The organism is Thermosporothrix sp. COM3, from assembly GCF_059696735.1.
On the sequence record NZ_AP019376.1, the window covers coordinates 2,839,539 to 2,854,277 of the forward strand.

Consider the following 14,739-nt stretch of genomic DNA (forward strand, 5'->3'; position numbering starts at 1 on the left):
CGGGCAGCGCCGCTAAAAAAGGAGAAGCCTTCGGTATATCTCCTGAAACCTTCTCCCTTTTTAGATCCGGCTTCTCCTTCGCGGTTACAGACGTTCGGACGAAGCGGAAACAAATGTCATATGCTCGGCAACACCCATTTCTTCAGCGAGAATCATTGCCTGCCGCTCATGGAACTGTGCCTTCTCAGCATCACCTTTTTGCCTGTAGACGTCTCTGAGAGCTAAATGATCTAATGGTTGATAAGGTTTGAAACCACCTGCCTCGCGAAAGAACAGCGCACGTTCCCCATATAGCAAGGCTTGGTCCAGATCACCCTGGAGTCTGGCATCAAACATCAGATGACGATTCGGTTCAGCCTGTTCTAAAACAAGTCCGTTGTCCTCAGCTATCTGGATTGCTGTCATAAAATGCTCTCGTGCTAGCTCATTCTGTTGCCAGAACTGATAAATCAATCCGAGAAGAAAATGTGATTCGCTACATCCCTTGCTATCGTGCAGTGTTTCTCGGAGCTTTAATGCTTCTTGCTGATATGCAAGCGCATCATGATATTTGTCCTGCCGTCCGAATGGCATATTCCCGCTCTCCAGGATACTCATGGTTGTCGCATTGCAACATGCCTCTCCAAGTAAGCTCACAGCATCGGCGACGTATTCAGGAACCTGTATCTTTTCGGCCAGCGCCTTCGCCTGTCGGATAACCGAAAACATCAATTCAGGATTGTTCCTCCGAATCAGGTGCTCAACAAGCAAGACCTTACCATACAGTAACAAAAGTATGAGGCGGCTCTGAGGCGTTACTTCCTGAGCCTCCGTCAATTCCAGGGATAGACGAAGTGTCTGTACCGCATCCTTAAATCTACCAGCAAAAAAGTAGGTACAGGCAATCTCATTGATGGCTTCCAGAGCGGTGGTATAGCGCTTCGCAATATCCGATGTACCTGACAACATTTCCTTATTCTCCTTTTCCAGAGCTAGAAACAGATGCATTCTTTGCAGGTTTGAAAATCTGCTGCTTATAATAGTAGAGTCCAATGGAGCGCCAGACAATAAGCAAAACCCGTGCTTCTGTTGAATATTGAACATAGCAATGGAATTGTTGAGAAACACCTACAGGAGTAAAAAGTATGGTCAGCCAGAAAAGCCATCATGATCGCCGTGTCCAACGAACACGCCAGACATTACAGCGTGCTTACCTGGAAATTGTGCGAGAGAAACTTACTTCAAAAACCATACGGGATGCAGAAAGATGTTTTCTTGCGACAACTATTCAGGAGATTGCAGAACGAGCGAATGTCAATCGAGGCACCTTCTACCTTCATTTTCCCGATAAGTATATGCTGGTCGAAGCCGTTACACGTGAGCAATTTCGTCAGGTACTAACAGATACGTTTCCAGCTATTCCTCAATGGGACTATCAATCGCTCCATTTGGTAGCGCTGACCGTTCTCCAAACCTTTGAGCAGAAATACCAGCATGAATATCAGACATCCACTGTCCTCCTTCCGCTGCTAGAACGTACAGCTCATGAGGAACTCACATCACTGCTTGTAGCCTGGCTCAAAGCTGCACATTCAGAACGCATCTATGCGCCTCTGGAAACAAGAGCGAGAATCATCAGTTGGGCTATTTTCGGCCCGGCAGTCCAATGGAGCCAGGAAGAAGCCAAAATTTCAGCGGAAGAAATGGCACACCTTATCACCCAGACTATTCTAAAAGGGACAGAGCTACCCTCTACCTGACCCACTCTCACAAAAAAAGGCACAGGAGGCACAGGAGACAAGCGCAAGCGACACTCTTTTATGACAACTTGCGCGCCTCTATTTAAAGACGTTTTCGTGACGTTCTCTTGTTAAAGACATTTTCGTGACGTTCTCTTGCAAGGACCAGAACCGTGACCTGCGTGAAATGAGAAGAAGATACGAATAAGGTCAACTCCTGGCAGGATAGAGCCAAGAAAGAGCGTCCAAAATGGCGCGTACGCGCCAAAAAAACTCTATTCTAAAAGCCAGACAGACAGGCAGCGATGAGCTAGCAGAAGCATTTTCTCTCCCCGACCACTTCAGCTCTCTCCCTTTTGATTGATAACTAACACATTCCCCGTATTTGTGAAACATGTATCTGTGGAACAAGTGTCTCTTCTGCCCTGCCAACTCTCGCAACCTGCCAGCCGCGTGAGACAATGCTATCCTCAGTTCCTTACTATCCTCAGTTCCTTACTATCCTGATGCAAGCCTCCTTGCTCTCTATACTCTCGTACTTTCCATAGTGTTCTACTCTCCCTGCCCTTTTTGCTTTTCTATCACCTATTCACTCCTCACTATCCAGACAATTCATATCCTCCATACTATCTGTACTCTTAGTACTCTCCTCACTCTCCATACCCTCCATTCTTCGTGCCCCCTCCGTATCATATGAACAGTAGAGGCGCTTTCCCTCAATAAACAGGAGATTGTGCGCCCGGAGAGCACGCATTTCTCTTCAAGCTTCACCACGGTCTGACGAGGCTTCCAGGCAGAAATCAGGAAGCCTCAACCGAAGGATACAATGAGAGGAGATTGGCACGAACATGACGCACCTCTCCGTCATGATTGCGAATCTCGAAGAGTTTCCAGTTGCTCTGCCCTGTCAGTGTCCAGCGCTCCCCATTGAGCCAGACCGCAGCCCCCGCTCCGGCTTGCAACAACTCCAGGTGCTGGACAAAGCCAACATTCTTTCGCACGACCTCTTCCTCAATCGGGTACCAGCGCCCCCCTTGTCGTTTGAAGAGCTGTGCCCCTTTCGCCAGCAACTCGATCCCATAGGCCAGCAGCTCTGTCTCATCTGCCGTCTGCTGGCAGAGCTGCTCATACGTCAACGGTTGCCCCTGCCGTCTCGTCCAGAGCACGAAGAGATCCACCCACGCCCGCTCAATCACTTTGTGCCACTGCTGTAACCGCTGCTTGATCTCACTGTGTTCCAGCACCAACCACTGCTTTCGCTCGATGCCCGGCACCAATTGTACCATCTGTAGCGGCTTCTCACCGGCTTTCCACTGCTCCGATACCAGTGCCACTTGTCCATTGCTCGGCACAGCCAGAACAAGGCCCAGATGAGGCGTTCCTTTGCCTCCCTGCACAATCACCAGTTCCCCTGGTGTGAGCGTGGTTAGCGGTTGCAACTCCTCCACCTCCTCCTGTGGACGCGGCAGATAAATCATCTGTGCCCCCATCGTCCGCAGCTTGAAATAAGGTGCAGCTCCCTTAAGCGCCACTTCAACACGTGAACGCAAGGTCGGCATATAGGACGCACCGTAATAGGCTTTCCCGAGCTCAACGACGGTCCAGGGCCGCTGTGGGCCTTGCATCCGCGCTCGTTCCCACAGATCCCGAACTGTTGGATCAGGTAGGTCCACCGTCACGGGCAGAGGAACCACGTCACTCTTCTCTGAAAGCACTGGTGGCTCAATCAGAGGAGGCAGCTCGACGCGTGTCGGCGTCAGCAACAGGGTTTCGCCCGGTACCGGAATCTCAATCTCGATGCGCGAAAAACGATTCGCCAGCGCTTCCAACGCCTCAGGAGCGCCATGCACCAGGATCAGCGTGCGCGGACGAACCTTTGTCACAGTATGCACAATTTGTTCCGCATCCGCATGACCCGAGAGATTGTAGCGCTCAACCCGGCACGCCAGTTGTACCCACTTGTCCCCCATCTTCACTGTATCACCCCGTTTTGCCGCCAGAAATGCCGCTCCCGGCGCTTCCTCATCCTGATATCCCGTAAAGAGCAGGCAGTCCTTCTCACGGGTAGCCACTTCTGCCGCATAGAGCGGTGACGCCCCCCCGGAGAGCATCCCCGAGCTACTGATGACAATGGCAGGCTTCTTTGAGGCAATCAACGCCTGTCGCTGATGCGCTCGCACCGCATACAGGTGCAGATCTGGATCTGTAAAGAGCGGACGCCGCGCATTCGTCAAATAGCGCTGTAATGAGGGATGCAAGTCATGCACCTGACTTTGATATGCCTGACAGACACTGCGCACCATTCCATCCAGAAAGATCGGCACAGGCGAGACATGCCCGCTGGCCCGATACGATTTCAAAATCAGGACGATCTCTTGCGCTCGCCCAACCGCGAAAGCAGGACACAAGACGCGTCCTCCCTGCTCAAGCGTCGCCTGTACCGTCTCGGCCAGTTTGCGCTCTTCTTCTTTCCGGTTGGTATGCGACCGATTGCCATAGGTTCCTTCACAAATCATCACATCAGCCTGCGGCAATGACGTCAAATCAAGCCCCTTGATTGTGCGCTGATCGGTGACGCTGATATCCCCGGTATGCAGCACCGTTCCCTCCGGTGACGTAATATAGAGCATGGCCGCTCCCAGAATATGCCCGGCCCGCAGGAACGTTACCAGCAGATCCGGTGCATCAGCAAGCGGCTGAATCGACTGATCCAACCCAACAGGCGTGATCCGCCCTAAAAAAGCATCCACCTGATCAGCAGTGTAGAGTGGCGTTTCCCCATCCGGTTTCAGTCCCTCCATCTCCATAATGCGCACCGAGTCACGCAGCAGAATCTCAGTCAACACTTTCGTCGCCTCGGTCGCGTAAATTGGCAGATGCGGAAACAGGGAGGCAATCAACGGCATTGCACCAGTATGGTCAATATGGGCGTGCGTGATCAGGATCGCTTCGGGTGGGTGTCGGTCAAGGAGTGAGAGATCAGGCAGGCGTGATTGCCCTTCCCGCGCCGCCGGACGCATTCCTCCATCAATCAATAAGGTTCGTCCCGCAATCCGCAACAGGTGACATGATGCTCCGACTTCCGATGCCCCTCCAAGAAATGTGATCTCCATGATACTTCCTCCTTTTCTTTTCCCTGACTCATGCTTCCTGTTGGCTCCTATCCCTGCTGACAGTCACCCTCCTCAATCAGGCAATAAGGGAGCGCCAGCCAAATGACGGTGACTGTTCTTCGCTAAAATCATAACTGGCTTCACGTGTTTTGACTGTCCACACAACCAACGTCTTCACCTATCCCGCTGTGTCAGGGGAAATACAAGAACCTCTTCATACTTGTTTTGTCGAAATAAGAAGGTCAAAGGAGACAGTATAGGAAGAATAGGGGATATTCTTCTATCTGCCATTCCTGCCTTTCTAGATAATACCACATTTTTCTAGAACGGCTCGAAAATATATCCCCTTTTTGCATGAAGATCTGCCAGGAGACGCGAGGCATATGCCACTTTTTAGCTCTCATGTGCTTTGCGTCGCTGTTGAAGCAATGCGCCACATGATTGACGTACGACCAGTGTGGTTGGCAAAATAACATGAGACTGCTCGCATTTCTTCCCCTCAAGCTGATCGATCAGCATTTCAGTCGCGATACGCCCCATTTCAACGGTCGGCTGACGAATGGTTGTCAATGGTGGAATGATAATGCGCGTTTGCGGGACATCATCAAAACCCACAACAGCCATCTCCTGTGGCACCTTTATTCCCTGCTCATATAAGGCCTGAAGCGCTCCGGCAGCCATCATATCGCTTGAACAGAAGAGAGCAGTTGGCACCTCTTTCATACAGAGGAACTGAAGCGTCGCATCGTAGCCACTGGTGTGCAACCAATCACCCTCACGAACCAGCTCAGGATCATAGGGGATTCCAGCCTCTGCCAGCGCATTTTGATAGCCACGATGACGAGCAGGAGACACGCTTTCCCATGAAGGACCGGTAATCATGGCGATGCGCCGGTGACCAAGCGAGATCAGGTGTTTCACCGCTTTATAAGCCCCCTCAACCTCATCGATCGCCACATAATATGGGTCATCCTGTGAGGGATCATAGCCGATACGGGTGTAAGGAATTTCTGCCTGTTTTAAAAAGCCGGGGATATGATCGTGTTGCGCGCTGGTTATCAACACAATCCCATCAAAATGACGGCTCCGCAACATATTCAGCATCATCTGCTGATCCATATCGCGCAAGCTCAGAGAGAGCATCGCCATATATCCTCGTTGAGCGCACACCTGTCCGATACCCTGCCCGATCGATGCAAAAATTGGGTTCGCCAGCATAAAAGAGTCGCTACGCGGAAAAACCACACCAATAATACGCGTTCGTTGCGTTACCAGATGCCGAGCCGCCGCCTGTGGAGTATATCCGTTCTCATTAATAATGTTCAGCACATGCTCGCGTACCCCGGATCGTACGTTCGGATGATTATTAAGCACCCTCGATACAGTGGAGCGCGATACACCTGCCAGCCGGGCAATATCTTCAATGGTTAATTGCGCCATTCCTGTTCTCCCGTTGTGTGTTCTGCCTGGAAGCGTTCTCAATTAGCATACAGAATTCTATTGGACCATGTCAAGGAACTTTTGCCGCTCGCGCAAGGAAATACGCTCGCTCCTTCATGGACAAGCCAGGCAGCTAGAAGCTGAAAAACAGCAAGCTTCCCTCTTGACACATCTACCACTCCTATGGTACGCTTCTTCTTGGGAGCGATCCCAGGAACGTTCCCAATGACCCATCTCTCATGGCCTGCTCGTTCGAAGCTGAACGACAGCGCATCAGACGAGCTGGTATTTTGCAGGCATTGATAACACTCCGACATACCTGAGCGCATCTGTCGCTTGAAGCAATAGAGTTTACGCCTGTACGACAATATGTCCAGTCGTGCAGATGGCCTTATTTTGCTTCTGATATATTGGCACTCATTGACACACTCTGGTATGTGTTCTATTTCAACAAAGGAGTTATGACGTTATGCAAGGATCACGCATAAACCGTCGGTATTTTCTCATGTCTGCTGCTGCGACCACGCTTGGCAGCGCTCTTGTCGCCTGTGGCGGTCCCTCATCCTCCTCCTCCACAGTCACGCTCAACTTCTGGGATTACTGGGTCACCCAGGCCCCGTGGGTGGATAACGAAATTAAGCTGTTCCAGCAGAAACACCCCAGCATCAAAATCAAGAAAACCACCAATGTCACTGACCAGTACCCGAACCTGTTCGATCTTGCCATCAAAAGTAACAAACAACCTGATGTCTTCATGCTCGCATCAACTCCCAAAATCAACGATCAGGTTGCCAGAGGCTGGCTGATGCCGCTTGATAAGTGGGCTACGGAGGAATGGCGCTCAAAGTTTCCGCAAGGCTCCTTTTTTGAGGGCAACAACATTTTCAACGGGAAGCTTTATTCTGCCCCCCTTGTTGGAAGTGCTCCCTGGATTCAGTTCTACATCAATAATGCTGTATTTAAGGCCGCGGGCATCACCAATCCCGATGGCTCAGTCAAGATTCCGCAAACGTGGGATGATATTTCGCGCGCCGCCGATGCGATCAAGAAGAAAGGCGACAATGACGTCTTCCCCTTCGGGTTTGGCAATGGGCAGGCCTTTATTCTCCCCTGGTGGCTTGAAATGTTTGTGCGCGGAGCGGGCGCTGTGGGCGGCGCGTATGACAAAGATCTCCGAACCGGGAAATATACCTTCGGCACCGATCGCGCCTACACAGATTTTATCGAGCTTCTGCTTGAATGGAAGAAGAAAAACTATTTCTATCCCAACTCGATGAGCATTTCAGACGAGCAGGCACGCGCCCTGTTCGAGCGCGGCAAGTTCGGGATGACCGTTGGCGGCGTCTGGAATCAGCCCGAATGGAAACAGCACAAATTCACTGACTTCAGTTTGATGACGCTGCCCACGCCCGATGAAAAGCCTAAGGGCTACTTCTATCATGGTATCGGCGGAACGCTCTGGGGCATGTCGGCAAAAACAAAACACGCTGACGAAGCCTGGGCCTGGATGGATTGGCTCTACAGCAAGGAAGCAGGGAAGCGATGGGTTGAGATGGGTGAGGATCTCTCGGTCTATCCCGAAAATAACGATCCCGCAAACGTCAAGGATAAGCAGTTCGCTCAATATGTCGCTACCGCCAAACTCTCGCTGCTAGCGCCAATTCCAGAGGTACGCAACCCGGCAGTCTCTCAAGTTATCCAGAACTCGGTAAAGCCCGATATCAGCGATGTTATGACCGGAATCTACACCGGCCAGATCGGCGACGTCAAAGCCGCGCTCTCTGAGCTGGCAGCCCGCATGCAGAAATCTCTCGATGATGGGATCAAGCAGGCACAGCAGAAAGGTCACAAGGTGGGCGCTGCCGATTATGCCTTCCCGGATTGGGACCCGGCGGCAGGAAAAGATTATATCACCAAACCGGCTTCATAACGCCCGTCATGCTGTCCAGAGGTCGTCTCATGCCCTCCTCTGGATAGCGCTGCTTTTCACCAATCCATCGAAGGGAGATCGTGTGCATGTCCAGTATGTCAGGGATGCAGAGCCCACCCGCTCAAGCCAACCCGAAGCCAGCCGCCCGAAAAACCGAGCGCAAACAGCAACCACTCTGGCGACAAATCCTCGCGCAGGGCTGGTCCTATATCTATCTGGCCCCTATGGCAATCCTGCTGATTGTCTTTATCGTTTATCCGCTTTTTGCCTCTCTGGGCTATACGCTCTACAACTGGAATGGCATTGGCGACCCGAGCGACTTTGTCGGCCTGGAGAACTTTCAACGGGTGATGCAGGATTCGATTTTCTGGCAATCCTTCCTTCACACCTTTATCTATATGGCCGTTCTGGTGCCGGTGCAACTGGCGCTGGCGCTGGCACTGGCGCTCGTGCTCAACAATCCGAAGCTGCGCTTTGCCACCTTCTACCGGGTCGTTTACTTCATCCCGGTGGTCACCTCGGCGGCAGTTGTTGGCATCGTCATTCGCCTGATCCTTTCCAATTTTGGAGATGCGATCAGCAACCTTTTACAGTTTTTGCATCTGTCTCATGAGCATATCGACTGGCTGGCGGACCCACGCTTTGCCCTCTGGATCGTGATTATCGTCGGCATCTGGAACACCCTCGGGTACAATCTGGTGTATTTTCTGGCAGGCCTGCAAACAATCCCGACAGAGCTCTATGAGGCAGCGCGCATCGACGGAGCCGGAGCTTTTGCCCGCTTCTTCTTTATCACTATCCCCATGCTACGCGGCGTCGGTCTGGTTATCGTGATTCTTGCGGTTCTGGGAAGCTTGCAGGTCTTTGATCTGGTTCAGGTGTTGACCGCGGGAGGTCCATACTTTGCCAGTGAGGTTGTGAACACCTACATCTATCATCAGGCTTTCGGCGGCTATTCAGCCACATATGTCGATCCAGATATTGGCTTTGCGTCGGCTGCCTCCTTCTTCTATGGGATCATCCTGCTCGGCCTCTCGATCCTTCAGGTCATCGCCTTCCGTCAGATCGCTCGTCGGCGTGCCAACACGCAGTAAAGGAAAGGGGAGACAAATGGCAGTATCTCTACACACTCGAAGGCCACGTATCCGGCTCAAATTCGGGCGTTTGCTCACACATCTGGTGCTCTTCGTTGGTGGCATCCTCTGGATGTACCCCTTTCTGTGGACATTGGGAAGCTCGTTCAAGAGCGTGGACGGCTTCTTTGACGAAGGGCTGAGCATCTTTCCCCGGGAATTTGAATGGACCAACTACGTGAACGCATGGAATGAAGCGTCATTCAGCCAGTATTTCTTCAACACCATTTTCGTCACGGTCTTCACCGTCATCCTGACCGTGATCTTTACCGCAATGGCAGGCTATGTGCTGGCTCGCAAGGAATTTCCCGGGAAAAAGCTGTTTCTCGGTCTGGTGGCGCTGACCATGTTTCTCCCGCATGGCTATACCATTATCCCGGTTTTCGACATTGTGCAGCGCCTGGGCTTGCTTGACACGCTCTGGTCGGTTATCCTGGTGCAAACCGCGGGGGGAATGGTTTTTAACACCTTTCTCTTTATGGGATATTTCTCCTCCATGCAACGTGAACTGGAAGATGCTGCACGCGTGGATGGAGCCAGCTTTCACCAGCTTTTCTGGCGGGTGATGCTTCCGTTGTCAGGGCCGATGATCGCTACTGTTGCCCTTTTTACCTTCATCGGCACCTGGAACAGTTTCTTCGTGCCGCTGGTTTTTACGCTCGGCGTGCCAGAGCTGCGCACACTGGCGGTCGGGATGTTCGCCTTTGTCGGCCAGAACTCAACGCAGTGGACCTACCTGTGTGCCGGTTCCGTGATTACGCTGGCACCGATCATTTTCATTTTCGTGCTGCTGCAAAGCTATTTTATCAATGGCGTCGCAGGCGCGATCAAATCCTAGATAAGGAGAACCAGAGTCAATGGCGGAAAATGCCCCCCTCCTGCCCTATAATTATTTCTACACGCCCGCCCCGGCGTTGCCCGTGCGCCAGCCCGGCGACCCGGCTGATCCCGAATATGTGCGGCAGGCCAAACCACGCCAGCAGTATGAGCATGGCATCACCCTGCGCGGCATCACCACCAGCAACGTCGAGGTTGATATAACACTCACCTTTGTCGCGTCGGGCATCGTCCGGGTGCGCCTTCAGGCGTGCGACAGCCAGAGTGATACGGTCAAATTCGCACGCGAGCTCTCACCCGTCCCGGTCAAGAGAGTATCTCATAGCACAGGTATAAGCCTCCGCACCGATGAGCTGCGGGTTGAACTCTCGCTTGACCCCTTCCATATGGCCTTCTATGATGCGGACGATCGCCTGCTGCTCTCACAAAACTACAGCGAGCGCACCAATGTGCGGATGAAACTGACAGTTCTGCCGTTCGGCTTCAGCACGGTCGAGGGCAAGCGTGTCGCCTTCCACGATAGCTTTACCGCGGAACCTGACGAGCATTTCTATGGCCTGGGTGAGAAATTCACCGATTTCGACAAACGTGGGCAGCGTATCCAGACATGGAACATGGATTGCGGCGGCGTCTGGAGCGAGCGGGCCTATAAAAACGTACCCTTCTTCGTCAGTTCGCGCAAGTATGGGATCTTCGTTGATAGCGCCCGTGCGGTTGCTTTCGATATGGTCGCCAGCAACACCGCGTCGTTCAGCATCACCAACCCGGGCGATGAGCTGGATTACTATGTGATTACCGGTCCCGATCTTAAGACGATCGTCACCCGCTATTGTGAGCTCGTCAGCTTTCCGATCCTGCCTCCGAAATGGTCGCTTGGCGTCTGGATGTCTTCGGGCTTTCAACGAGATAGCGCCGAGGCGGTGCTGAGTAGAGCGCGTATGATTCGTGAACAGCAGATACCCTGTGATGTGCTGCATCTTGACTGCTACTGGCAGCGCTTCGGACGCTGGTCTGAACTGCTCTGGGATACTGAAATGTTCCCCGATCCTGCGGGCATGCTGGCACAATTGAAAGCGCTCCATTTCAAGGTCTGCCTCTGGATCAATCCCTACATCGGGATCGAGAGCCAGCGCTTCCATGAGGCCAGCGAGAAGGGCTATTTCCTGAAGAATCCCGCAGGCGAAACCTACGTTGTCGATATCTGGGGAGGCTTTCACCCGCCCGTTGGCATCCTTGACGTTACCAACCCGGCAGCGATTGCCTGGTTCAAGGAGCTTCTGCGCGAACATCTGCGTCTTGGTGTCGATGTCTTTAAGACTGACTTTGGTGAAGGCATTCCCGCCGATGCGGTCGCGCACAGCGGCATTCATGGGGAAGAGCTGCATAACCTGTATGCGCTGCTCTACAACGATGCAGTCGCCGAGGTTACTGCCGAAGAGACCGGTCATACGGGGCTGGTCTGGGCGCGGGCATCCTATGCCGGAGGACAGCGCCACGCGGCACAATGGGGCGGCGACGCGAACTGCACCTTCCCGGCAATGGCCTCTACGCTGCGCGGCGGCCTGAGTATGGCGATGTGCGGGCATGCCTTCTGGAGCCACGATGTAGGCGGCTTCACCATCCAGCCAACAAACGAACTCTACACGCGCTGGTCACAATTTGGCCTGCTCTCGCCCATGACGCGGGCTCACGGCAACACGACGCGCCTTCCCTGGGATTATGGCGAAACCGCGCTGCACGTTTTCCGTGAGTACGCTCGGCTACGCTATCGGCTGTTGCCCTATATCTATAGCTACGCCTGCATCGCTGCTGAAACCGGCCTGCCCTTGCTGCGCCCGATGGTACTGGAATATCCCGAAGACCCGGCAACCCACACGCTGGACTTACAATATATGTTCGGTGAGGCGCTGCTTGTCGCTCCTATCTTCAACGAGAGCGGAGAGCGCACCGTCTATCTTCCCGCGGGCAACTGGGTTGATTACTGGACAGGAAACGTGCTGACCGGTTCACGCTTCATCACGGTACAAGCGCCCCTGGAAACGATGCCGCTCTACGTGCGAGCGAACTCGCTTCTCCCGACCATCGAGCCGCAAGCCTTTACCACCGATGAGCCATTCACCAATGTGACCTTCAACGCCTACCTGTTTGAGAGCGGCTCATATGCGTTGCATGACACCGATGGTATCACCGCTCTTTCAGCCACACGGGCGGGCAAAGAGCTCCATATTCAGGTGACAGGAGCCAAACGTGAAGGGGCGCTCCGCCTGCTTCCACTGGAGGGAACAACGCCAGTCGAAGCTGTCACGGTGAACGGCCAGAACATTGTGCAGGGAAGCACAACCGGGCCTCGCTGGAACAGGCAGGCTGATGGTTCAATACTGGTAACATGGATGTAGAGAGAAAGGACAGACCCGTTTGCATACCGAGGAATCCCGCCGCGTCCAAACGCTTCTAGAGCGCGTGCAGGCCATCTGCTATGGAGCAGATTATAATCCCGAGCAATGGGACCCTGAGGTCTGGTCGGAAGATCTGCGCCTGATGCAGCTTGCCGGGGTCAATATCGCAACGGTTGGCGTCTTCAGTTGGGGCTCGCTACAGCCAGACGAGCAGACATTCACGTTTGACTGGCTTGATTCCATCATGGATCTGCTAGCTCAACATCAGATCTTCGTCTGTCTGGGCACAGGCACCGCGGCACAGCCTGCCTGGCTCTCTCAGGCGTATCCGGATGCGCTCCCTGTCGACGAGCAGGGGCTCCGACATGAACACGGCAACCGGCAAAACTATTGCCCGACCAGCCCCGACTTTCGACGGCTGGCACGAAATCTGGCACGGCAACTGGCGCTACGTTATGGCAGGCATCCAGCCCTTGCCATCTGGCATGTGAGCAACGAATATTACGGCTCTCCCTGCTATTGTGAGCGGTGCCGCGCTCGTTTCCGAAGCTGGCTGCAAGCACGCTATCAGACGCTCGACGCGCTGAACCGGCACTGGAACACACGCTTCTGGGGTCACACCTACACCAATTGGGAACAGATTAACCCTCCGAACAAGCGGGGAGAGACGAGCTTTCAAGGGCTCTCGCTGGACTGGCGGCGCTTTACATCTGACATGAACCTGGAATGCTACCTGAACGAGGCCGAGGTGCTGCGCGAGTTAACGCCAGAGATCCCCGTCACCACCAACCTGATGGGCTTCTTTCAGCCGCTGGACTACTTCTCCTGGGCTCCGCATATGGATATCATCGCCTGGGACTCCTACCCGACACGCACAACGCCACCGGCTCATCTGGCCTTCTGGCATGATCTGATGCGAGGGCTCAAGCATGGCCAACCGTGGTTGCTGATGGAGCAGACGCCAAGCCAGGCGCAATGGATGGCCTATAACTCGCTCAAGCGCCCTGGCATGCTGCGGCTGCATAGCTATCAGGCGGTTGCGCACGGCTCGGACGCCGTGATGTATTTCCAGTGGAGACAGTCACAGGGCGCGGCCGAGATGTTCCACGGCGCAATTGTCAGTCACGCGGGCCATGAGCATACACGCGTCTTCCGCGATGTCGCTGAGATCGGCAAGCAGCTTGCCACGCTCGAAAAACAAACGCTCGGAACCCGTGTCCCGGCGCGGGTTGCGCTCCTGTTTAGCTGGCCCAACTGGTGGAATCTCGAATACCGGCCAAGCCTCAGCCAGGCGCTCAACTATCTCGAAGAGGTGCTTCACCACTATCAGGCGCTCTGGGAACAGAACATTGCCGTTGACGTTATCTCGCCAGATCACGAGTTCAGCGGCTATGATCTGGTCATCGCGCCGCTCCTGAACATGGTCAGCAAGCGGCAGGCTGAGGCAATAGAGCGCTACGTTGAGCAGGGCGGCACCTTTATCACGGGCTACTTCAGCAGCATCGTTGACGAGGATACTCGGGCCTGGTTGGGCGGCTACCCGGGCCCCTTGCGCCGCACGCTTGGAATCTGGGTTGAGGAATGCGACCCGCTGGAACCCGACATGCGCAACCAGCTCATCGCGGAACCAGGGGGGCTGCTTCCCGAGGGCGTGTACGACTGCTCAACGTGGTGCGACATTGTGCACCTGGAGGGAGCGACTGCGCTCGCCCGCTTCGGAAGCGACTTCTACGCAGGTCACCCGGCCATCACCGAGCATCGAATTTGGCGCGGACGCGCCATTTATATCGCGACTCGTCCCGAGAAGCGCGCGCTTTCCAGCTTCTTCACACAGTTGCTTGCCGAACTCGGTATAAGCGCTCCGCTTCCCGTGCCCGCTGGTGTCGAGGTCACCTGCCGTGCAGGGAAGAATGGGCCCCTCTTCTTTGTGCTCAACCATACGGAAGAGCCCGTCTCTATCTCGTTGCCAGCACCGCTATACGTCCAGCTTCTTGCACCCGGAGAGCCGCCAGCAGAGCCAGTTGAGCAGCTTCAACTGGCTCCGCGAGGTGTGGCAATCTTGAAGGCATAGCGGACAGCAAATCTCGAAAAGAGGCGATAGCAACTCACCGGTCATCACGGCCTGTGCTGGCTGAAACAAGCCCGCACGGGCCGTCTCCAGGAATAAAAGTC

9 protein-coding genes are annotated in these 14,739 nt (G+C 54.0%); 6 read left to right on the forward strand and 3 right to left on the reverse strand.

Annotation, left to right across the window (positions count from 1 at the left end):
- Window positions 1-84: 84 nt before the first annotated feature.
- Window positions 85-948, reverse strand: a complete 864-nt coding sequence (locus KTH_RS12260; RefSeq protein ID WP_497618909.1) for a tetratricopeptide repeat protein — start codon at window positions 946-948, stop codon at window positions 85-87.
- Between the two features lie 176 nt (window positions 949-1,124).
- On the opposite strand from KTH_RS12260, the gene KTH_RS12265 reads away from it, so the two are divergent.
- A complete protein-coding gene (locus tag KTH_RS12265; protein WP_497618911.1) occupies window positions 1,125-1,739 on the forward strand; it encodes a TetR/AcrR family transcriptional regulator in 615 nt (204 codons plus the stop codon).
- A 779-nt stretch (window positions 1,740-2,518) separates the two neighbouring features.
- On the opposite strand, the gene KTH_RS12270 is transcribed toward KTH_RS12265, so the two are convergent.
- Together KTH_RS12270 and KTH_RS12275 are read right to left on the reverse strand one after the other, a co-directional pair.
- A complete protein-coding gene (locus tag KTH_RS12270; RefSeq protein WP_497618913.1) occupies window positions 2,519-4,831 on the reverse strand; it encodes an MBL fold metallo-hydrolase in 2,313 nt (770 codons plus the stop codon).
- A gap of 393 nt (window positions 4,832-5,224) precedes the next feature.
- A complete protein-coding gene (locus KTH_RS12275; protein WP_111321179.1) occupies window positions 5,225-6,271 on the reverse strand; it encodes a LacI family DNA-binding transcriptional regulator in 1,047 nt (348 codons plus the stop codon).
- 469 nt (window positions 6,272-6,740) lie between these two features.
- On the opposite strand from KTH_RS12275, the gene KTH_RS12280 reads away from it, so the two are divergent.
- The 5 genes from KTH_RS12280 (at window position 6,741) to KTH_RS12300 (ending at window position 14,638) form a co-directional block, all read left to right on the forward strand.
- Complete coding sequence (locus KTH_RS12280; protein ID WP_497618916.1) at window positions 6,741-8,201, forward strand: ABC transporter substrate-binding protein; 1,461 nt, start codon at window positions 6,741-6,743, stop codon at window positions 8,199-8,201.
- Window positions 8,202-8,287: 86 nt separating this feature from the next.
- Window positions 8,288-9,295: a carbohydrate ABC transporter permease gene (locus KTH_RS12285; RefSeq protein ID WP_246046457.1), complete on the forward strand. Its 1,008-nt coding sequence runs from the start codon at window positions 8,288-8,290 to the stop codon at window positions 9,293-9,295.
- A 16-nt stretch (window positions 9,296-9,311) separates the two neighbouring features.
- On the forward strand, window positions 9,312-10,172 hold the full coding sequence (locus tag KTH_RS12290; protein ID WP_111321183.1) for a carbohydrate ABC transporter permease: 861 nt from the start codon (window positions 9,312-9,314) through the stop codon (window positions 10,170-10,172).
- 19 nt (window positions 10,173-10,191) lie between these two features.
- Window positions 10,192-12,567, forward strand: coding sequence for an alpha-xylosidase (gene yicI / locus KTH_RS12295; protein WP_497618918.1), 2,376 nt, complete (start codon window positions 10,192-10,194; stop codon window positions 12,565-12,567).
- A 19-nt stretch (window positions 12,568-12,586) separates the two neighbouring features.
- Window positions 12,587-14,638: a beta-galactosidase gene (locus KTH_RS12300; protein WP_497618920.1), complete on the forward strand. Its 2,052-nt coding sequence runs from the start codon at window positions 12,587-12,589 to the stop codon at window positions 14,636-14,638.
- The last annotated feature ends 101 nt before the right edge of the window (window positions 14,639-14,739 follow it).